The following is a 20832-nucleotide window of genomic DNA, read 5'->3' as shown; positions in this document are numbered from 1 at the left end:
AATCTGGCGATAGGCCGCAACAGGCCTACTTAACTGGAGGTAGTGTACCTAACTCTGGCGGGAGAAACCAAGATAACGCAAACGCCCGGCATAACCGGGCGTCAGGCGGCTGACAAAGGAGGAAAAAGCGTGGTTTTTCCTCCTTTGTGGTCAACGGCCGAAAATCAATAAATTGATTTTCCTTATTTTTTATATCTTGTCTTCGGTAAGCCTGACAACGCCATCACGTTTATCCTTAAACAAACGCCCGGCATAACCGGGCGTTGACTTGGAACTGGCTGGGCTTAGCGGCCGCCGATAGGGGGAACGAAGCTGACGCCCATGTCCCACGGCTGTTCGATCCAGGTATCCTGCGGGATGTCGATCACATAGTCGTCCACCAGCGGACGGCCCGCCGGCTTGGCGAAGATGGTGACGAAATGCGCTTTCGGGTACATGTCGCGGATCGCTTTTGCGGTGCCGCCGGTATCCACCAGATCGTCCACTACGATGAAGCCTTCACCGTCGCCTTCGGCGCGCTTGAGCACTTTCATTTCGCGCTGGTTGTCATGGTCGTAGCTGGAAATGCAGACGGTATCCACATAGCGAATGCCCAGTTCGCGCGCCAGCAGGCCCGCCGGCACCAGGCCGCCGCGGCTTACGGCAATGATGCCGGTCCATTTGTCGGCAGGCAGCAGGCGGTGCGCCAGCTTGCGTGCATGTATTTGCAGCATATCCCAGGTAACAACGTATTTTTCGCTCATAGAATCGTGTCCCAGCCGGCTGGTGAAGCGGCTTACTTTATAGTTCAGGGGAAAAAAGGTTGCGCGAGATTATAGAGACTGGCCGCGTTGAATTCCAGCTGTACCGAGGAAAACCTCGCGATTTCCGCCGCGCGGCTTTTCGGTGATTGATGCTGAAAAAGCGAACGTTCCCGCCGCGAAGCCGTGTGATCAAGCGCTTAAACCGCACAATACGGGGCGCGCGCCGCCGGAAATAAAGTGATATTCTCTAACGATCGTGCCACGACGCACAGATACCCGCTCACCTCAACCGCGCGGCACGCCCGTCCTGTCGGAGCCTGCCGTCACAGGAGACTTATAGTGTCTGAATTGTCTCAGCTTTCGCCACAGCCGCTGTGGGATATTTTCGCCAAGATCTGTTCTATCCCGCACCCTTCTTATCATGAAGAAGCGCTGGCGCAGCACATCCTCACCTGGGCCAAAGAGAAGAACCTGCACGCCGAGCGCGATCAGGTCGGCAATATCCTGCTGCGCAAACCGGCCACCAAAGGCATGGAAAACCGCAAGCCGGTGGCGCTGCAGGCGCACCTGGACATGGTGCCGCAAAAGAATAACGACACCGTGCACGACTTCGCCAAGGATCCGATCCAGCCTTATATCGCCGGCGAGTGGGTGAAAGCGCGCGGCACCACGCTGGGTGCCGACAACGGCATCGGCATGGCCTCCGCCCTGGCGGTGCTGGCCGACGACAGCGTTGAGCACGGCCCGCTGGAAGTGCTGCTGACCATGACCGAAGAAGCCGGCATGGACGGCGCCTTCGGGCTGCAGCCAAACTGGCTGCAGGCAGACATCCTGATCAATACCGATTCCGAAGAAGAAGGCGAAATCTACATGGGTTGCGCCGGCGGTATCGACTTCATCACCACCCTGCCGCTGCAGCGCGAAGCGGTGCCGGCCGGTTATCAAACCCTGAAGCTGACCCTCAAGGGCCTGAAAGGCGGCCACTCCGGTGCCGAGATCCACGTCGGGCTGGGCAACGCCAACAAACTGCTGGCGCGCTTCCTGTTCGCCCATGCGGCGGCGCTGAACCTGCGCGTGCTGGATCTGAACGGGGGCACCCTGCGCAACGCCATTCCGCGTGAAGCCTCCGCGGTGGTTGCGGTGCCGGCGGAAAAAGCCGACGCGCTGAAAGCGCTGAGCCAGGAGTTCCTGGCGGTGCTGCAGAACGAACTCTCCGCCAAAGAGAAGAACATCACCGTGCTGCTGGAGCCGGCCACCAGCGCTTCGCAGGCACTGAGCGCCGACAGCCAGCAACGCTTCCTGGCGCTGCTGAACGGCACGCCGAACGGCGTGATCCGCATGAGCGACGCGGTCAAAGGCGTAGTGGAAACCTCGCTGAACGTCGGCGTGGTCACCACCAGCGAAAACGAAGCGGAAATCATCTGCCTGATCCGCTCTCTGATCGACAGCGGCAAAGATTACGTGGTCGAGATGCTGACCGCACTGGGCCAGCTGGCCGGCGCCAAGGTGGCGCCGAAGGGCGGCTACCCGGGCTGGCAGCCGGACGCTGACTCGCCGGTGATGCACCTGGTGCGCGAGCTGTATCAGGATCTGTTCAACAAGACGCCGAACATCATGGTGATCCACGCCGGCCTGGAATGCGGTCTGTTCAAAAAGCCGTATCCAAACATGGACATGGTATCGATCGGGCCAACCATCACCGGCCCGCACTCGCCGGATGAGCAGGTGCATATCGAAAGCGTCGGTCTGTACTGGAAGCTGCTGACCTCGCTGCTGAAAGCGATCCCTGAGCGCGCGTAATCTGCGCGCTTAACGCAAAAAGCCGGCGATCGCCGGCTTTTTTATTCCCAAGGCAGCGCCAGCTGCCGCTCCAGCTGCGGATCGAGCAGCGTCACATGCAGCCCCACCAGCCGCACGCCGCGCCCTTCACGCCGTTCGCGCCACGCCTGCCGCGCCACCGCCAGCAAATCCTGCCGGTTCAGCACCGGGAACACGTGCTCCTGGGTGGTTTGCTGAAAATCCTGAAACTTCAGCTTCACGCCCTGCCGGGCGATGTGCAGATCCGGCTTCACCTTACGCAGCCGCATCTCCAGCTCGGGGTAGAGTTTGTCGATAATCAGCGTTTCGCAGTCTTCCCAATCGTGAATGTCTTCCGCCAGCGTGCGCTCCACGCCCACCGATTTACGCAGCCGCTCCGCCGAGATTTCGCGCCGATCGATGCCCTGACACCGCTCCCAGAGCACCCGGCCGAACTTGCCGAAGCGCTTGAGCAGCTGCGCCAAATCGTATTGCTGCACGTCGGCGCAGGTGATAAGCCCCACTTCCTCCAGCCGTTTGGCGGTCACCTTGCCGACGCCGGGGATTTTGCTGAGCGGCAGCTGCTGCAAAAACGCCGGCACCTGCGCCGGGGTGATCACGTATTGCCCATTCGGCTTGTTCATCTCGGAAGCGATTTTGGCGAGAAACTTGATCGGCGCGACGCCGGCCGACGCGGTGAGATTCAGCTCATCGGCGATCGCCTGACGGATCTCCTGAGCGATCAGCGTCGCCGAGCCGTTGCATTGCGGGCTGTCGGTCACGTCGAGATAGGCTTCATCGAGCGACAGCGGCTCGATCAACGGGGTATAGCGGGCGAAGATTTCACGGATATGCAGCGAAGCCTCTTTGTAGGCCGCCATGCGCCCCGGCAGCAGGGTGAGATGCGGACACAGCTTGAGCGCCATCGCCGTAGACATGGCGCTATGCACGCCGTAGCGCCGCGCCGGGTAGTTGGCGGTGCTGATCACCCCGCGCCGATCGGCGCTGCCGCCAATCGCCAGCGGGATATCGCGCAGGCTGGGATCGTCGCGCATTTCCACCGCCGCGAAGAAGCAGTCCATATCGACATGAATGATTTTACGCATCGCACCCTCCAGTAACACTGTATAAGTATACAGTAATATACCAAAAGCTCAAGGCCGCAGGCTTCGATGAAAGCGCCGTTTCCGCCAGATATTTCCGCGTTGTTAAAAAAGCTTAATTTTTCAATAGTATGATTTCCGCCATCCCGTGCGGCTCACCACAACGATAACGACAAGGTACTCTACATGAACAGATTTTCTCATTGGCTGCTGGCTTCCGCGCTGTCGCTGAGCGCGCTGGCGGCCAGCGCCGCCGGTCACGCGCCGGCGATCGTCGCCCATCGCGGCGGCACCGCCGATGCGCCGGAAAACACCCGCATCGCCATCGAAACCGCGCTGAAAAACGGTGCCGACGCCGTTTGGATCACCCTGCAAGCATCCAAAGACGGCGTCATCGTGCTGTATCGCCCCTCGGATCTGAAGGCGCTGACCAACCGGCAGGGCCCGGTTTCTGCGTATACCGCCGCGCAATTGGCCGAGACCGATGCCGGCTGGACCTTCGCCAAAGGCGATGCGCATCCGTTCCGCGGCCAGGGCATCGGCATTCCGCGGCTGGACGAGGTGCTAAAGGCGTTTCCGCACGTCACCTTCTATCTGGACATCAAATCCCCGGACGCCGATCCGGCGCAGTTTGGCCAGGCGCTGCTGGCGACGCTGGAAAGCACCGACAGCCTGAACCGCACCCGCGTTTACTCTACCGATGCCAAATACCTGCAGGCGCTGCCGCCGGCCGTCCCGCGCTTTGAAAGCCGCGACGAGACCCGCACGCTGCTGGCCAACGTCACCATGGCGCACCAGTGCGATGTCAAACCGGACAACCGACAGCCGCGCTGGTATGGGCTGGAGCTGAAGCGCGAGGTGGAAGTGGTAGAGAAGTACACCCTCGGCGAAGGGCGCTCGAAGGCGTTTCTGACCTGGGATAAAGAGTCAATGGATTGTTTCCGCTCGCAGGGCCCGGCGCACATCATTCTGTTCGGCGTCAACACGCCGCAGGAGTATCAGCAGGCGCTGGCGCTGGGTGCCGACGGCGTGATGGTCAACTCGCCGGCCGAGGCGAAAAGCTTCCGCAAGGCGAAATAAATAACCGGCTACGGCATAAGGCGGTTCGACATCCCACCTTATGCCCTTATGGCTTTCAACATCCGTTAGTGAGCAGAAACTACCTGGATGATGCCATTTTCATTGCGAACACTAAACCCAGCGCCGAATAGCCGGGCGGCAGGCTCAAGACCTTTATTTCGTTTATCCGGCGACAACAGCGTCACCGATACCCCATAAGACTTCCCGTCTTCGAATTTATAATTATCGTCGGGAATACACGTAGCTGCGGTGACCGCAGGCATCTCGTTATCCGTGAAGTGCTTGCCGAAGATAGCGTTGGCGTTGCCGATTTCTTCGATAATAACGCCGGCCAACCGCTCGTCCCCTTCAGGTTGAACCCGCACACAAACGTGGTTATCAACGACAGTGGCGTTGGCCAAGTAGTTTTTTGGCCTCGGATCGTTCATGTGCATACAGCCGGCGAGCAGCAAAGCCAGAGTTCCAACCAAAATAATGCGGTTCATCCTGTTACCTCTGCTTAAGAAACTGAGAAAGCGTATATTCGTATTTTCTGGCGATCGTTTTATCCGTTACGCCCTGGAAATTCACGCCATTGTTAATCGCGCCCAGCCAAACGTTCATGCGCCTTTCGGCAAGGCCCCAAATAAAAAAACCCGGCCAAGGCCGGGTTTTCGCTTCGCTACAGAATGCGGTGCTTGTCCAACTGCTCGCGCCGCTGCGCCGCTTTGGCTTCGCGCTTTTTGCGCGCATCGCACGGCTCCGGGCAGTCGCAGACTTTCTCCATGCCCAGCGCGGTGATGCCGCCGCAGCTGCCCTGCAGGCTTTTGCGTTTGAACACGTAACCCAGCGACATCCCGCCGACGATCAGCAGGAACAACACGAAGGTAGCGGCGAATACCGTCAACATAGCAACCTCACGAACGCTTTTTCAGATAGGGTTTGAACGCGTCCGAATAACGCTCCTCAAACCCGTCGGCGGTTTTCACGATCATGAACACCGGGATACCGAGCAGGTTGGCCAGCGCCATGCCGCGCTCCGGCCCCATCACGTTCAGGCCGGTGGACAGGCCGTCGGCGGTCATGCAGGTCGGGCTCAGCACGGTGATCGACACCAGCCGATGATGGATCGGCCGCCCGGTGACCGGATCGATGGTGTGCGAATAGCGCACCCCGTCCTGCTCGAAGTAGTTGCGATAGTCACCCGAGGTGGCGATCGACATCTCCCCCGGCTGGATCACCAGCTGCGCCTGCTGCTGCGCGCCCGCGGTCGGGCGCTCGATGGCGATGCGCCACGGCTTTTGCTCGCCGTTGCGCCCGCGGGTACGAACTTCACCGCCGATATCCACCATGTAGTCTTTCACGTGTTGCGATTGCAGATACTCCGCCACCACGTCCACGCCGTATCCTTTGGCAATCGAAGACAGGTCGACATACAGCTCGGGGATGCTTTTCACCAGCGCGCTGCCCTGCACCGCCAGTTTATCGGCGCCGGTCCAGGCGCGGCGGTGCTCCAGTTCCGCCTCGCTCGGCACTTTGTCCGGCCGCCCTTCCGGGCCGAACCCCCATAGGTTGACCAGCGGCCCGACGGTCACGTCCAGCGCGCCATCGGTGACGCGGTTGATGCGCAGCGCTTCGCGCACCACTTCGGCGGTGGCCGGCGAAACCGGGAACGGCCGGTCAATGTCGCGGCTGGCGTTGAAGCGGCTTAGCTCGGAATCCGGCCGGTAGGTGGACATCTGATCGTTCACCTGTTCCAGCCGTTTGTCGATCTCCGCCTGCATCTCGCGCGCCGACGGCGTATCGTCGCCGGTCACGTAACGGATCGAATACGAGGTGCCCATGGTTTTACCCGTCAGATCCACCTGTTCCGGCCCGCAGCCGGTCAGCAGCAGGGTGGCGCTCAGCGCCACGCCCGTCAGCCAGTTATTCGTCGCCAATGCGCGCAATTTAGCCACCAAAGTCATCCAGCATGATATTTTCGTCTTCGACGCCCAGATCTTTGAGCATCTTGATCACCGCGGCGTTCATCATCGGCGGCCCGCACATGTAAAACTCGCAGTCTTCCGGCGCCGGGTGGTTCTTCAGGTAGTTCTCCAGCAGAACATTATGGATAAAGCCGGTGTAGCCGGTCCAGTTATCTTCCGGTTGCGGATCCGACAGCGCCACGTGCCAGGTGAAGTTTTCGTTCTCCGCCTGCAGCTGGTTGAAGTCGTCTTCATAGAACATCTCACGCAGCGAACGCGCGCCGTACCAGAAAGTGATCTTGCGCTTCGAGTTCAGACGCTTGAGCTGATCGAAAATGTGTGAGCGCATCGGCGCCATGCCCGCGCCGCCGCCGATAAAGATCATTTCGGCGTCGGTGTCCTTGGCGAAGAACTCGCCGAACGGCCCGGAGATGGTTACCTTATCGCCCGGCTTCAGCGACCAGATATAGGAAGACATGATGCCCGGCGGCACGTCCGGATTGTTCGGCGGCGGCGTGGCGATACGCACGTTGAGCATGATGATGCCCTTCTCTTCCGGGTAGTTGGCCATCGAGTAGGCGCGCACCGTGGTGTCGTTCACCGTCGAACGGTAGCGGAACAGGTTGAACTTGTCCCAGTCGCCGCGATACTCCTGCGGCACGTCGAAGTCGGCGTAGCTGATGTCGTGCGCCGGCGCTTCGATCTGGATGAAACCGCCCGCGCGGAACGGCACGTCTTCGCCATCGGGGATCTTCAGCTTCAGCTCTTTGATAAAGGTGGCTTTGTTATCGTTGGAGATAACTTCGCATTCCCATTTCTTCACGCCGAAGATCTCTTCCGGCAGCTCGATCTTCAGGTTCTGCTTCACGTTCACCTGGCACGCCAGGCGGCAACCCTCTTTCGCTTCGCGCTTGTTGATGTGCGAGAGCTCGGTCGGCAGGATATCGCCGCCGCCCTCTTTGATCACCACCCGGCACTGGCCGCAGGAGCCGCCGCCGCCGCAGGCCGAGGAGACGAAGATCCCTTGGCTGGAGAGCACGTTGAGCAGCTTGTCGCCCGCCGGCGCATGGAAGCTCTTATCCAGATCGCCGTTGATTTCCACCGCGATGTCGCCGGTGTTCACCAGCTTCGATTTGGCGAACAGGATCAGCAACACCAGCACCATCACGATGGCGGTGAACATCGCTACGCCTAAAATAATTTCCATAAATTCTTCCCGCCTTTACAACTGAACACCGGAGAAGGACATGAAGCCCAGCGCCATCAGTCCGGTGGTGATAAAGGTAATGCCCAGGCCGCGCAGCCCTGCCGGCACGTTGGCATACTTGAGTTTTTCGCGGATCCCCGCCATGGCGACGATCGCCAGCATCCAGCCGGTGCCGGAACCGATGCCGTACACCACCGATTCGGCGAAGTTGTAGTCGCGCTGCACCATGAAGGACACGCCGCCGAAGATGGCGCAGTTCACGGTGATGAGCGGCAGGAAGATGCCGAGCGCGTTATACAGCGACGGGAAGAAGCGATCGAGGATCATCTCCAGAATCTGCACCAGCGCCGCGATCACGCCGATGAAGGTGATGAAGTTGAGGAAGCTCAGATCGACGCCTTCCACCAGCGCGCCGTCGCGCAGGATCAGGTTGTAGACCAGGTTGTTCACCGGCACCGAAATGCCGAGCACGATGGTCACCGCGATGCCCAGGCCAAAGGCGGTCGAGACCTTCTTCGACACCGCCAGGAAGGTACACATCCCGAGGAAGAACGCCAGCGCCATGTTCTCGACGAACACCGCGCGCACAAACAGGCTGATATAGTGTTCCATCGGCCTTTACTCCTTTTCGATCTGCGCCGGCTTCAGAGTGCGCAGCACCCAGATCAGCAGGCCGATGATGAAGAACGCGCTCGGCGCCAGCAGGAACAGGCCGTTCGGCTGATACCAGCCGCCGTTCTGCACCGTTTCCAACACCGGCACGCCAAACAGCTTACCGGAGCCGATCAGCTCGCGCAGGAAACCGACCAGCACCAGGATCACCCCGTAGCCCAGCCCGTTGCCGATGCCATCCATAAAGCTCTCGATCGGCGGCGACTTCATGGCGTAGGCCTCGGCGCGCCCCATCACGATGCAGTTGGTGATGATAAGGCCGACGAACACCGACAGCTGCTTGGAGATCTCGAACGCATAGGCGCGCAGCAACTGATCGACCACAATCACCAGCGAGGCGATGATCGCCATCTGCACGATGATGCGCACGCTGTTGGGAATATGGTGACGGATCAGCGAGATGAAGAAGCTGGAGAACGCGGTCACCAGCGTCACCGCAATGGTCATCACCACCGCCGTCTCCAGCTTGGTGGTCACCGCCAGCGCCGAACAGACGCCCAGCACCTGCAGGGCGATCGGGTTATTGTCGAACAGCGGCCCCAGCAGGACCCGCTTTATTTCTTTGGAATCAGCCATTTTTCAGCGCTCCTTCACGAACTTTTTTCAGGAACGGGCCGAAGCCGTGCTCGCCCAACCAGAAATCAAACGTATGCTGCACGCCGTTGGAGGTCAGCGTGGCGCCGGACAGGCCATCCACCCCGTGTACGTCCCCCTGACGCGCACCGCCTTTCACCACGCGGATCGCCGGCTGGCCGTTGTCGTCGAACAGCTGCTTGCCGACCCACTGCTGGCGCCAGGACGGGTTCTCGACCTCACCGCCCAGCCCCGGGGTTTCCCCCTGGTCGTAGTAGGTGATGCCCTTGACCGTATTGCCATCGTTATCCAGCGCCACGAAGGCGTACATCATCGACCACAGGCCGGTGCCGTACACCGGCAGCACAATCTTGTTCACCTGGCCGCTTTCATCGCGCACCAGGTAGATTTCCGCCTGGTTGCTGCGGCGCTTGATGCCGGCCGGATCGTCGCCCGCCGCCAGCGCCACGCTTTTGGCGTCGTCGCGCAGCGCGGCGCCCAGATCGAACGCCGCCGCTTTGCCGGCGACAAACTCGCCGCTGTTCAGATCCACCAGGCGCGGTTCGATGCGCTCGCTGTACAGGCGCTTGACCTGCTCGCTCTCCATTTTCGGCTGCAACAGGCCGGCTACGTCGAGAATATTACGCTGCTTATCGAGCAGCTTTTGCTCCTGCTGTTTGGACTTCAGGCCGACGGCGGAGCCCGCCACCACCACTGAACACACCAGACACAGCAGCAGCACTACCAGCAGCGTTTTACCGATGCCGTCATTTTTCGCTTCATTCGCCACGGGCTTTTCTCCGCTTGATGTTGGCCTGCACCACCAGGTAATCGAACAGCGGCGCGAACAGGTTGGCGAACAGGATCGCCAGCATCATGCCTTCCGGATAGGCGGGGTTGACCACCCTAATCAGCACGCACATCACGCCGATCAGAATGCCGTACCACCATTTCCCCTTATTGGTGAAGGAGGCGGAAACCGGGTCGGTCGCCATAAAGATCATGCCGAAGGCGAAGCCGCCCAGCACCAGATGCCAGTACCACGGCATGGCGAACATCGGGTTGGTGTCCGAACCGATGGCGTTGAACAGCATGGCGGAAGCCACCATGCCGAGCATTACGCCGGCGACGATGCGCCAGGAGGCCACGCGGCCGAACAGGATAATCGCCCCGCCGATCAGGATCATCAGCGTGGACACCTCACCGATGGAGCCGGGAATGTTACCGAGGAAAGCGTCCATCCAGCTGATGGACTGGCCGGTGGCCACGTTGCTCAGGCTGTGCGCCCCGCCCGCGCTCCACTGCGCCAGCGGCGTCGCGCCGGAGAAACCGTCCGCGGAGGTCCACACCAAGTCGCCGGAGATCTGCGCCGGATAGGCGAAGAACAGGAAGGCGCGGCCGGCCAGCGCCGGGTTGAGGAAGTTGCGCCCGGTGCCGCCGAAGATCTCTTTGGCCACCACCACGCCGAAGGTGATGCCCAGCGCGGCCTGCCACAGCGGCAGGGTCGGCGGCACGATCAGCGCGAACAGGATGGACGTGACGAAGAAGCCTTCGTTGACCTCATGCTTGCGGATAATGGCGAACAGCACTTCCCAGAAGCCGCCGACGACGAACACCACGGCGTAGATCGGCAGGAAGTAACAGGCGCCCAGCACCATTTTGCTGACCCAGCCGGCGTCGGCCGCCAGCGAGGCGCCGAGCCACTGCGCCAGGCGATAATGCCAGTCGCCCGCCAACACCTGTTGCAGCGCGTCGCCGCTGTACAGATGGTGCAGCGCCGGGATCGCCTGCTGGCCGACGTTGTACATGCCCCAGAACATCGCCGGGAACACCGCCAGCCACACCAGGATCATCATGCGTTTCAAATCGATGGCGTCGCGCACGTGCGAAGCGCCGCGCGTCACCGTGCCGGGGGTGTAAAACACCGTGGTGGTCGCTTCATACAGCGGGTACCACTTTTCCAGTTTGCCGCCCGGCGTGAAGTGATGCTCTATCTTCTCGAAATAATTCTTCAGGCCCATCGGTTATCCTTCCTGCTCAATCTTGGTCAGCACCTCGCGCAGCACCGGCGCGTACTCATACTTGCCGGGGCAAACGAAGGTGCACAGCGCCAGATCTTCCTCGTCCAGCTCCAGACAACCCAGCGCCTGCGCGCTGTCGCTGTCGCCCGCCAGCAGATCGCGCAGCAGCAGCGTCGGCAAAATATCCAGCGGCATCACCCGCTCGTAGTTGCCGATCGGCACCATGGCGCGCTCGCCGCCGTTGGTGGTGGTTGAGAAGGCGAACAGTTTGTTCTTCAGGAAGTGGCCCAGCGTGGTGCGGGTAATGGAAAACTTGTTCGGCGAGGGCACGATCCAACCGAACAGCTCTTTGTCGCGCCCTTCTTCCAGCACCGACACCTGCGAGTGGAAGCGGCCGAGCCAGGCGTTCGGCCCGGCGGCGTGCATGCCGTTCAGCACCGAACCGGAGATCACCCGATTCTCGCCGCCTTTCAGGCGGCCGGCGGTCAGCTCATCGAGGCTGGCCCCCAGGCGGGTGCGCAGCAGCGCCGGCTGCGCCACCTGCGGCCCGGCCAGCGCCACCACACGGCGGGTATCGAGCTTGCCGGTGGTGAACAGCGTGCCGATGGCGATCACGTCCTGGTAACCGATGTGCCAAACGGTTTTCTTCAGGCTGACCGGTTCAAGGAAGTGAATGTGGGTGCCCGCCAGCCCGGCGGGATGCGGGCCGGCAAATTCGCTGTAGGCGATCTGCGGGCCGCTCTGCTGGCCAACCGAGGCGCCGGCGGCATGGCACACGTGCACCTTGCCCGCCGTCAGGCGCGCCAGCACCACCAGCCCGGCGTTGAACGCCGCCTGCTGTTCGGCGATGATCACCTGCGGATCGGCGGCCAACGGTTGGGTATCCATCGCGGTGACGAAAATGGCGCGCGGCTCGCTGCCGGGGCTCGGCGTTTTGCTGAACGGGCGGGTGCGCAGCGCGGTCCACAGGCCGCTGGCGATCAGTTCGCTTTCGATCTGTTCGCGCGGCAGCTGGCTCAGTTCACCCAGCGGGTAGTGCGCGAACTCGAGCTGATCGTCACCGCCGTTTTCCAGCGCAATCACCACCGATTGCAATACGCGCCGCTCGCCGCGGTTAATCGCGGCGATGCGGCCGCTGGCGGGTGCCGTGAAGAAAACCCCGGGGTTTTTCTTGTCTTCGAACAACGCCTGGCCTTTCTTAACGGTATCGCCTTCCTGCACCAGCATGGAGGGGCGCATTCCGACATACTCTTCCCCAAGCAGGGCGACATGCTGAATGTTCGGGCCATCTTGGATCGCCTGAACCGGAACCCCGGCTATCGGCAGATCTAACCCTTTTCTGATCTTAATCATAGGATTTATACGATGTAGTTTGGTTTACACGTCTGCCCGGCCCCAGAGGCGGGTGCGGACGATGCCAGGATTGCCGGGCAGTGCGCACGACGGCACGCCCAACATGAACTTTCTCGCAGTGAATATATGGGGTAACGCGCATTCCCTTGATTCCCCCCTCTCCGTTATTTGCGTGACAATCGATGTGTTAACGGCCTGTAGCCAAATAACCACCGAAACGGCCGGGTTATATGCCATAACCCCCGCCGCTTCAATCGCTACCGCGCGTTAAATTGAAGAGAGAATATTAACATTGTTCGCAACATTGTTCTGCGTTCCGTCGTGACTTGGGTCAAGCAAACGCAATTAAATTTCGCCTGTTTTTCACTACTTATCGTTAAAATCTGCCGGTCATTTCACTTTTATCGAGCTTTGTCGTTTTTTTATACATATCACGTATTGCTAAAAATAAACGCGCTGGTAATCTGGCGGTGTTTTGCAGCAGTAAAAACAATAATCAGTGGCATGCTGGCCAGGTTGATTGCGCCGGCAGATAAATATAAGCAGGAATTATAATGAGCAAAATCGCGCTGTTGTTTGCGATGCTTGTTTCTATGCCGATGATCACGGCCTGCAGCGCCAGCGAGCAGGTACCCGAAGCGCCGGTAGTTAAACAGCAATTATTGGGTTCGCCGGTCTATATTCAGATCTTCAAAGAGGAACGCAAGCTGGAATTGTATGCCAGAATGGGCAATGAATTCCGCCTGGTCAACACGTTCCCGATCTGTAATTTCTCCGGCGGGCTGGGTCCTAAACGTCGTGAAGGCGACTTTAAAAGTCCTGAAGGCTTTTATAGCGTTGACGCGCGCCATCTGAAACCCGACAGCAAGTATTATCGGGCGATCAATATCGGTTTCCCTAACGATTACGATAAGTCGCAGGGCTATTCCGGCGCTTATCTGATGATCCACGGCGAATGTAAATCGATCGGCTGTTACGCGATGACCAACACCTATATGGATGAGATCTATCGCTACGTCGAAGCCGCCTTCGCCTATGGCCAAAGCCGCGTCGACATCAGCATCTACCCGTTCCGCATGACCGAACAGAACCTGAAACGCCATGCGTCATCCAGCTATATCGCCTTCTGGCGCCAGCTGAAGCCGGGCTACGATTACTTCGCGAAGAACCGCCAACCGCCGACAATGGGCGTGGTCAATGGCCAGTACGTCTTGGGCCAACCGCTGATGAGCAGCGGCGGCATGATGACGCAGTACGCGTCAGCCAGCCCGACGCCCAACACCAACCCCTTCGCTCAGAACAAGCCGCTCACCGAAGTGAAATAACGCGAACTCGCCTGGCTCAATCTTGTGCCAGGTTTCGTTGGCGGTCAGCGGTTGGGTGGCAATCACCGTGACCACATCGTTCGGTGTGGTCTGTTGCTGAAAATCAATCTCCACGTCCTGATCAAGCAACGTCGCCTTGCCGAACGGCGCGCGGCGCGTGATCCAATACAGGTTGGTGGAACAATACGCCATCACGAAGCGCCCGTCCGACAACAGCATATTGAATACCCCTTTCTTGCGCAGCTGGCTCGCCAACAGGCCAATGTAGCGGAATACCGCCGGCCACTGGCTCGGGGTGCGCGGATATTTCAGCGCCAGCTGGTGCAGCAGCCAGCAGAACGCGTATTCGCTGTCGGTCTGGCCGACCGGGCGGAACGTGCCGGTATCCAGCTGGCGATAGCCTTTCAATTGGCCGTTGTGCGCATAGGTCCAGTTGCGGCCCCACAGTTCACGGGTGAACGGATGGGTGTTTTCCAACGCCACTTCGCCGCGGTTGGCCTGGCGAATATGGGACACCACCGCGCAAGACTTGATCGGGTAGTCCTGCACCAGGCGGGCGATCGGCGAGTTGAAGCTCGGCTGCGGATCCTTGAATGTACGGCAGCCGTTCCCTTCATAGAAGGTAATGCCCCAGCCATCCTTATGCGGCCCGGTGCGGCCGCCGCGCTGTACCAGGCCGGTAAAGCTGAAGCAGATATCGGTCGGTACGTTTGCGCTCATCCCGAGCAGTTCACACATCGCCAGCACTCCTTAACCACACTGACACAGGCTGTGCGGGCACGGCATACATGCGGCGCCCGCAGTCTTATTCATGGGGAGCCGCAGCCCCCCGAAGGCTATTACGCCTTAACCATCTCTTTTTCGATCAGCTGAATCAAGATGTGAATCGCTTTAATATGGATTTCCTGAATGCGATCGGCGTAACCGAAGTGCGGCACGCGAATTTCCACATCGGCGGAACCCGCCATCTTGCCGCCGTCCTTGCCGGTCAGGGTGATCACTTTCATCCCCTTGGCACGCGCCGCGTCGATAGCCTTGATGATGTTGCCGGAGTTGCCGGAGGTGGAAATGCCCAGCAGCACGTCGCCTTCGCGGCCCACCGCTTCCACATAGCGCGAGAACACATACTCATAGCCGAAGTCGTTGCTGACGCAGGACAGGTGGCTCACGTCCGAGATGGCAATCGCCGGGTAGCCCGGGCGGTTTTCGCGGTAGCGGCCGGTCAGCTCTTCGGCGAAATGCATCGCGTCGCAATGGGAACCGCCGTTGCCGCAGGAAATCACTTTACCGCCGGCTTTGAAGGAATCCGCCAGCAGCACCGCCGCGCGTTGGATGGCGTCGATGTTGGCGTCGTCATTGATAAATTTCGCCAGGGTATCAGCCGCTTCGTTCAGTTCACTGCGAATAAGGTCGTGGTACATGAGGAACCTCTTGTTATCGTCAAATCTTCCGCTCCGCAGTGTACCGGATCGCGGAAACAGCGAGAAGCATTCTCAGCCAAACAGCGCGCCGGTTAAGGAAGCGGAGAGGTTTTTGATGATTGGTGCTGTCAGTTTGTGACCTGAGTTGTAATTAAACTGTAAACGCATTGATAAAAATTCTGCCTTGTACTAAAACCTATTACATACACACAACAGGTCAGACCTCTTACTACTTCGGAGCTTCTTATGATGGTTCTTAGTATTGTCGTTTTACTGGCGCTCCTCGGCGTGGTGTTCTACCACCGAGTGAACCTTACCCTCAGCAGCCTGATCCTGGTGGCGTACACCGCCGCCATGGGCGCGATCGGCCTGTGGAGCTTCTGGCTGTTGCTGCCGCTGGCGATCGTGCTGCTGCCGCTGAACCTTTCCTCTGTGCGTCGCTCTCTGCTCTCCGCGCCGGCGCTGCGCGCCTTCCGCAAGGTGATGCCGCCGATGTCCACCACCGAGAAGGAAGCGATCGACGCGGGCACCACCTGGTGGGAAGGCGATCTGTTCCGCGGTGCGCCGGACTGGAACAAGCTGCACAGCTACCCGAAACCGCGCCTGACGGAAGAAGAGCAGGCGTTTATCGACGGCCCGGTGGAAGAAGCCTGCCGCATGGCCAACGACTTCCAGATCACCCATGAACTGGCCGATCTGCCGCCTGAACTCTGGGCGTACCTGAAAGAACACCGTTTCTTCGCGATGATCATCAAGAAAGAGTACGGCGGCCTGGAATTCTCCCCTTACGCTCAGGCGATGGTGCTGCAAAAACTGGCCGGCGTTTCCGGCATCCTGGCGATCACCGTCGGCGTGCCAAACTCCCTCGGCCCGGGCGAACTGCTGCAGCACTACGGTACCGAAGAACAGAAAAACCACTACCTGCCGGGCCTGGCGCGCGGCGACGAGATCCCTTGCTTCGCGCTGACCAGCCCGGAAGCGGGTTCCGATGCCGGCGCGATCCCGGACGTGGGCACCGTGTGCATGGGCGAATGGCAAGGCAAGCAGGTGCTGGGCATGCGCCTGACCTGGAACAAGCGCTACATCACGCTGGCGCCGGTCGCCACCGTACTGGGCCTGGCGTTCAAACTGCATGACCCGAACCGCCTGCTGAGCGACAACGAATCCCCGGGCATCACCTGTGCGCTGATCCCGACCAGCACGCCGGGCGTGGAAATCGGCAACCGCCACTTCCCGCTGAACGTGCCGTTCCAGAACGGCCCGACCCGCGGCACCGACGTGTTCGTGCCGATCGATTACATCATCGGCGGGCCGAAAATGGCCGGCCAGGGCTGGCGCATGCTGGTTGAATGTCTGTCGGTCGGTCGCGGCATCACCCTGCCGTCCAACTCCACCGGCAGCCTGAAATCCATCGCCCTGGCGACCGGCGCCTACGCGCACATTCGCCGTCAGTTCAAGATCTCCATCGGCAAGATGGAAGGGATCGAAGAACCGTTGGCGCGCATCGCCGGCAACACCTATGTGATGGACGCCGCCGCTTCGCTGATCACCTATGCGCTGGTGCAGGGCGAGAAACCGGCCGTGCTGTCGGCCATCGTCAAATACCACTGTACGCACCGCGGCCAGCAGTCGATCGTTGACGCCATGGACATCGCCGGCGGTAAAGGCATCATGCTGGGCGAATCCAACTTCCTGGCTCGCGCCTATCAGGGCGCACCAATCGCCATCACGGTGGAAGGCGCGAACATCCTGACTCGGACCATGATGATCTTCGGCCAGGGCGCGATCCGCTGCCATCCTTATGTGCTGGATGAAATGGCGGCGGCGCAGAACAACGATCTGAACGCCTTCGATAAATCGCTGTTCGGTCACCTGGGCCACGTCGGCAGCAACAAGGTACGCAGCTTCTGGCTGGGCCTGACCAACGGCCGCACCAGCGCCACGCCAACCAAGGACGCGACCCGCCGTTACTATCAACAGTTGAACCGCCTGAGCGCCAACCTGGCGCTGCTGTCGGACGTTTCCATGGGCGTGCTGGGCGGCAGCCTGAAGCGCCGTGAGCGCATCTCCGCTCGCCTGGGGGATATCCTCAGCCAGATGTACCTGGCTTCCGCCGTGCTGAAACGCTTTGACGACGAAGGCCGTCAGAAAGAAGATCTGCCGCTGGTGCATTGGGGCGTGCAAGACAGCCTGCATAAAGCCGAACAGGCGCTGGATGATCTGCTGCGCAACTTCCCGAACCGCTTTATCGCCGGCGCGCTGCGCTTCGTGGTCTTCCCGTTCGGCCGCGTGCATACCGCACCGTCCGATCGCCTGGATCATCAGTTGGCCAAGATCCTGCAGGTGCCTTCCGCCACCCGCAGCCGTCTGGGGCGCGGCCAGTACCTGACGCCGAGCGAGCATAACCCAATCGGCCTGCTGGAAGCGGCGCTGGCCGACGTGATGGCCGCCGAGCCGATTCACGAACGCCTGTGCAAGGCGGTCGGCAAAAACCTGCCGTTCACCCGTCTGGATCGTTTGGCGGAACGCGCGCTGGAAGAAGGCAAGATCAGCGCCGACGAAGCGAAGATCCTGGTGAAAGCCGAAGAGAGCCGCCTGCGCTCCATCAACGTGGACGACTTTGCGCCGGATGCGCTGGCGGCCGCCAAGCCGGAAAAGCCGGCGGCGCAGTCTAAGCGCCAGCAGCAGACCGAAGCGGCTTAAGGTTCACTTCACGTATCCAAGGGGCGATCATCATCGCCCCTTTTTCTTTTGCTTTCATGACAAACTGCGCACCGCGCCGCAGGTTGGCGCAACGGCGGATTTAACGGGAAGGAAGTTCGGGTAGACTGCGCCGCGGGTGCTCTGGATCTTTCTGTCCGGCGCCTTGGCAAAGGAGAGAAAGAGAAAGGCCCCGAGTCGATATTATCAACCCGAGGCCACTCTGATGCCTAGCAACATCAGGTTAGCCTCTTACCCGCCGCAAGGCAAGGATAGGGAGGTCAAAAATGCAGCAAAAACGGGTCGTGCTTAAACTGGTGATCGTCTGTATGACGCTGATCGCGTTCATCTGGCTCACCCGCGGTTCGCTGTGCGAACTGCGCATCAGGTTGGGAGACTCGGAGGTTGCGGCCACTTTGGCTTACGAATCCGAACGGTAAGGCAACCCAACGGCGGGGTTCGCCCCGCCCGTTGGCTGATGATGTCAGGCAGGATCCACGAGCACCCGCCTTTTCAGCCTTGCTGACGAATACGCGCCAACAGCGCATCGATATGCTCGATCTGCGGCGCATTGACGATCAGCGTGCGCCCCAAGCCCAGCGCATGACGCTGACAGCCGAGGCGCATGTCGGCGTCGGCGATGCTGTCCAGATCGGCGACGTGCGCCAGGCCGATAGTGCGCCGAATCAGCTCGGTACCGCAGTACCCTATCGCATCAGTCCAGACCTGCAGCAGGAACTGCTCGGCGTAACCCGGCGTCGCCAGCGCCGCATCGCGGCTTTGCTGATGGCACAGCGCCAGGAAACGATCGGCAAAGATCAGCCACAGCTCGCGCACATCCTGCAGACGCTGCTCGCGCCCGGCGGCGGCGTCGCGCGGCCCGAACAGCCCAGGCTGGCCGCAATAGTTGAGCAGCAGATTGCCTAACGCAGTGCCGACATCAAAACCGATCGGGCCGTAGAAACCGAATTCAGCGTCGATCGCTTTCAATCGCCCTTCCGCCACGAAAATTGAACCGCTGTGGATATCCCCATGCAACAACGCCTCCGCCTTGCTGAGGAAGCGGTGTTTCAGGCCGGCGACCGCCAGCTTCAGCGGCGCATCCTCACGCAGCGCCTGCACCTGCGGCAACAGCGCCGCCTCGAACTGATTGCGCTCATGGTCGATATAGGGATCGGTAAAGAACAGATCTTCGGTGATCTGGCACAGCTCGGGGTTGGTGAAGCGGCTGACTTCCGCCTTTTTCTGCTGCGCCGGCTGATAAAAATCGGAGGTGTGAAACAACGTCTGCGCCAGGTATTCCGCCAGCTGCCCGGCCGCCAGCGGATGATAGTTCCCCTGCACCAGTTCACTGCGCCAGATGCGATGATCGGAGAGATCTTCCTGCACCATCACCGCCAACTCGGGATCGTGATGCAAGACTTTTACCGTATGCCGCGGGCAGAAACCGCCGTGGATCAACAGCGTTTCCGCTTCGATGCGCGCCCGATCCAACGTCAGCGGCCAGGATTCGCCCACGCAGCGCACGTAGGGCAGCGCCTGTTTGACGATCACCCGGCTCACGCCTTCGCGATCGCGGATCTTGAACACCAGGTTCAGGTTGCCGTCGCCGATCTCGTCGGCGCTGACCAGCGCCTGCGGATCGGCCACCTGCCCGTATTGGCGGGCGTATTCAACGGCATCGGCAGCCGTAAACGTACGATAAAGCGACATTCCCCAACCCCTCTGTTCTCTCTCGCTGCCCCCAGCGATTCTGTTTATTTAGACGTAAAAGCATTTGGACGTCTATACATCTGGAAGTCATGTTGGCAGAATAGCGTTTCAGATGCAATAACCTCGCAACAAGGAATTAACCGCCGATGCAAGCGCTTAACACCACCAGTTTGACCCTGCAGGACAACCGCCTTTGGATCCTCGATCAGCAAGCCCTGCCGCAGGAAAAGCGGTGGCGCGCTTGCGACAGTGTGGAGGAGTTGGTCGGGCACATTCACAGCCTGCGGGTGCGCGGCGCACCGCTGATCGGGCTGTCCGCCAGCCTGTTGTTGGCGCTGCTGGCGGAACGCGGTCTGACGCGCGCCGAGCTGGAGCAGGCGCTGCACACGCTGCGCGCCGCCCGCCCGACGGCGGTTAACCTGATGAACAATCTGGATCGCATGAAGCTGGCGCTGGCGGAGCCTGACTGGGCGCCGGCGATGGTGAACGAAGCGCTGCGGTTGGTGGAGGAAGATCGCCTGCTGTGCGATCGCATCGCCGATCGCGGCGCTGGTCTGGTCAAGCCCGGCAGCCGCCTGCTGACCCACTGCAATACCGGCGGGTTGGCCACCGCCGGCGTCGGCACCGCCATTGGCGTGCTGCTGCGCGCCCACCAGCAGGGCAAGGTGCAACAGGTATGGGTCGATGAAACCCGGCCGCTGCTGCAGGGCGGCCGTCTGACCGCCTGGGAACTGGGCGAGCTGGGCATTCCCTATCGCCTGATCTGCGATTCGATGGCCGCCAGCCTGATGGCGCAGGGCCAGGTCGATGCGGTGTGGGTCGGCGCGGATCGCATCGCCGCCAACGGCGACGTCGCCAACAAGATTGGCACTTACAGCCTGGCGGTGCTGGCGCACTACCATGGCATTCCATTCTACGTGGCCGCCCCGCACACCACCCACGATCCGCACTGTCCGGACGGCGCCGCCATCCCGATCGAGCAGCGAGCAGCAGCCGAAGTCACCGGCGTTTCAGGCAGCTTCGGCGCCTGCCAGTGGGCGCCGGCCGAGGCGCCGGTCTACAATCCGGCGTTCGACGTCACGCCGGCAAAACTCATCAGCGGGTGGGTGTTCGACAGCGGCGTGATCACGCCGCAACAGGTTGAAGCGGGGATTTTCCGGCGGACGCTGGGTTAACGC

20 protein-coding genes are annotated in these 20832 nt (G+C 60.6%); 6 read left to right on the top strand and 14 right to left on the bottom strand.

The genetic code is table 11. The features are described from left to right. Positions 1-284: 284 nt before the first annotated feature. The gene (gene gpt / locus ACJ8OK_RS22340; protein WP_004930253.1) at positions 285-743 is read right to left on the bottom strand and encodes a xanthine phosphoribosyltransferase; all 459 of its coding nucleotides are present in this window, start codon (positions 741-743) and stop codon (positions 285-287) included. Between the two features lie 339 nt (positions 744-1082). On the opposite strand from gpt, the gene pepD reads away from it, so the two are divergent. After that, positions 1083-2543 (top strand): beta-Ala-His dipeptidase, encoded by a 1461-nt coding sequence (gene pepD / locus ACJ8OK_RS22335; RefSeq protein ID WP_033634091.1) that lies wholly within the window; start codon positions 1083-1085, stop codon positions 2541-2543. A gap of 41 nt (positions 2544-2584) precedes the next feature. Here pepD and dinB read toward each other — a convergent pair whose 3' ends face one another. Further along, positions 2585-3646, bottom strand: a complete 1062-nt coding sequence (gene dinB, locus ACJ8OK_RS22330; RefSeq protein ID WP_033634092.1) for a DNA polymerase IV — start codon at positions 3644-3646, stop codon at positions 2585-2587. A 183-nt stretch (positions 3647-3829) separates the two neighbouring features. Between dinB and ACJ8OK_RS22325 the strand changes: the two genes are divergently transcribed. After that, positions 3830-4723 carry a glycerophosphodiester phosphodiesterase family protein gene (locus ACJ8OK_RS22325; RefSeq protein ID WP_033634093.1) on the top strand — a complete coding sequence of 298 codons (894 nt, stop codon included), beginning with the start codon at positions 3830-3832 and terminating at the stop codon, positions 4721-4723. A gap of 65 nt (positions 4724-4788) precedes the next feature. On the opposite strand, the gene ACJ8OK_RS22320 is transcribed toward ACJ8OK_RS22325, so the two are convergent. From ACJ8OK_RS22320 to ACJ8OK_RS22280, 9 genes are all read right to left on the bottom strand, one after another. Beyond that, complete coding sequence (locus tag ACJ8OK_RS22320; RefSeq protein WP_033634095.1) at positions 4789-5208, bottom strand: putative T6SS immunity periplasmic lipoprotein; 420 nt, start codon at positions 5206-5208, stop codon at positions 4789-4791. A 176-nt stretch (positions 5209-5384) separates the two neighbouring features. Beyond that, the gene (nqrM, locus tag ACJ8OK_RS22315; RefSeq protein ID WP_004930244.1) at positions 5385-5612 is read right to left on the bottom strand and encodes a (Na+)-NQR maturation NqrM; all 228 of its coding nucleotides are present in this window, start codon (positions 5610-5612) and stop codon (positions 5385-5387) included. Positions 5613-5619: 7 nt separating this feature from the next. Beyond that, positions 5620-6669, bottom strand: coding sequence for an FAD:protein FMN transferase (locus ACJ8OK_RS22310; RefSeq protein WP_139792517.1), 1050 nt, complete (start codon positions 6667-6669; stop codon positions 5620-5622). Beyond that, the gene (gene nqrF, locus ACJ8OK_RS22305; RefSeq protein ID WP_033634097.1) at positions 6653-7876 is read right to left on the bottom strand and encodes an NADH:ubiquinone reductase (Na(+)-transporting) subunit F; all 1224 of its coding nucleotides are present in this window, start codon (positions 7874-7876) and stop codon (positions 6653-6655) included. Before nqrF ends, ACJ8OK_RS22310 begins: the two co-directional genes overlap by 17 nt. A gap of 15 nt (positions 7877-7891) precedes the next feature. After that, positions 7892-8488, bottom strand: coding sequence for an NADH:ubiquinone reductase (Na(+)-transporting) subunit E (gene nqrE / locus ACJ8OK_RS22300; RefSeq protein WP_015376732.1), 597 nt, complete (start codon positions 8486-8488; stop codon positions 7892-7894). Positions 8489-8494: 6 nt separating this feature from the next. After that, a complete protein-coding gene (locus ACJ8OK_RS22295) occupies positions 8495-9124 on the bottom strand; it encodes an NADH:ubiquinone reductase (Na(+)-transporting) subunit D (protein WP_004930232.1) in 630 nt (209 codons plus the stop codon). After that, the gene (locus ACJ8OK_RS22290) at positions 9117-9911 is read right to left on the bottom strand and encodes a Na(+)-translocating NADH-quinone reductase subunit C (RefSeq protein ID WP_015376731.1); all 795 of its coding nucleotides are present in this window, start codon (positions 9909-9911) and stop codon (positions 9117-9119) included. The genes ACJ8OK_RS22295 and ACJ8OK_RS22290 overlap by 8 nt, the downstream gene beginning before the upstream one ends. Then, positions 9901-11142 (bottom strand): NADH:ubiquinone reductase (Na(+)-transporting) subunit B, encoded by a 1242-nt coding sequence (locus tag ACJ8OK_RS22285; RefSeq protein ID WP_015376730.1) that lies wholly within the window; start codon positions 11140-11142, stop codon positions 9901-9903. Before ACJ8OK_RS22285 ends, ACJ8OK_RS22290 begins: the two co-directional genes overlap by 11 nt. A gap of 3 nt (positions 11143-11145) precedes the next feature. Beyond that, complete coding sequence (locus tag ACJ8OK_RS22280) at positions 11146-12495, bottom strand: Na(+)-translocating NADH-quinone reductase subunit A (protein WP_261441204.1); 1350 nt, start codon at positions 12493-12495, stop codon at positions 11146-11148. Between the two features lie 554 nt (positions 12496-13049). On the opposite strand from ACJ8OK_RS22280, the gene dpaA reads away from it, so the two are divergent. Beyond that, positions 13050-13820 carry a peptidoglycan meso-diaminopimelic acid protein amidase gene (gene dpaA / locus ACJ8OK_RS22275; protein WP_004930225.1) on the top strand — a complete coding sequence of 257 codons (771 nt, stop codon included), beginning with the start codon at positions 13050-13052 and terminating at the stop codon, positions 13818-13820. Here the strand turns inward: dpaA and ACJ8OK_RS22270 are convergent. Together ACJ8OK_RS22270 and lpcA are read right to left on the bottom strand one after the other, a co-directional pair. After that, positions 13755-14558, bottom strand: a complete 804-nt coding sequence (locus tag ACJ8OK_RS22270; protein WP_004930222.1) for a class II glutamine amidotransferase — start codon at positions 14556-14558, stop codon at positions 13755-13757. The two genes, dpaA and ACJ8OK_RS22270, sit on opposite strands and share 66 nt — an antisense overlap. Before the next feature lie 101 nt (positions 14559-14659). Further along, positions 14660-15241, bottom strand: a complete 582-nt coding sequence (gene lpcA, locus ACJ8OK_RS22265; RefSeq protein ID WP_004930220.1) for a D-sedoheptulose 7-phosphate isomerase — start codon at positions 15239-15241, stop codon at positions 14660-14662. A gap of 246 nt (positions 15242-15487) precedes the next feature. Here lpcA and fadE point away from each other — a divergent pair, with 246 nt between their 5' ends. Both fadE and ACJ8OK_RS22255 read left to right on the top strand, forming a co-directional pair. Then, entirely contained in the window at positions 15488-17944 is a 2457-nt protein-coding gene (fadE, locus tag ACJ8OK_RS22260; RefSeq protein WP_044031891.1) for an acyl-CoA dehydrogenase FadE, read from the top strand. Between the two features lie 284 nt (positions 17945-18228). Further along, positions 18229-18381, top strand: a complete 153-nt coding sequence (locus ACJ8OK_RS22255; protein ID WP_004930217.1) for a Hok/Gef family protein — start codon at positions 18229-18231, stop codon at positions 18379-18381. A 73-nt stretch (positions 18382-18454) separates the two neighbouring features. Here the strand turns inward: ACJ8OK_RS22255 and mtnK are convergent, their stop codons facing one another. Next, positions 18455-19654 carry an S-methyl-5-thioribose kinase gene (mtnK, locus tag ACJ8OK_RS22250; protein ID WP_033634102.1) on the bottom strand — a complete coding sequence of 400 codons (1200 nt, stop codon included), beginning with the start codon at positions 19652-19654 and terminating at the stop codon, positions 18455-18457. 146 nt (positions 19655-19800) lie between these two features. On the opposite strand from mtnK, the gene mtnA reads away from it, so the two are divergent. Further along, a complete protein-coding gene (mtnA, locus tag ACJ8OK_RS22245; RefSeq protein WP_033634103.1) occupies positions 19801-20829 on the top strand; it encodes an S-methyl-5-thioribose-1-phosphate isomerase in 1029 nt (342 codons plus the stop codon). Positions 20830-20832 lie beyond the last annotated feature (3 nt).

This window comes from Serratia sp. CY71090 (assembly GCF_052166845.1).
Classification (GTDB): Bacteria; Pseudomonadota; Gammaproteobacteria; order Enterobacterales; family Enterobacteriaceae; genus Serratia; species Serratia nematodiphila.
The sequence above is the reverse complement of the archived record's forward strand: the minus strand, read 5'-3'. Positions and strand labels throughout refer to the sequence as shown.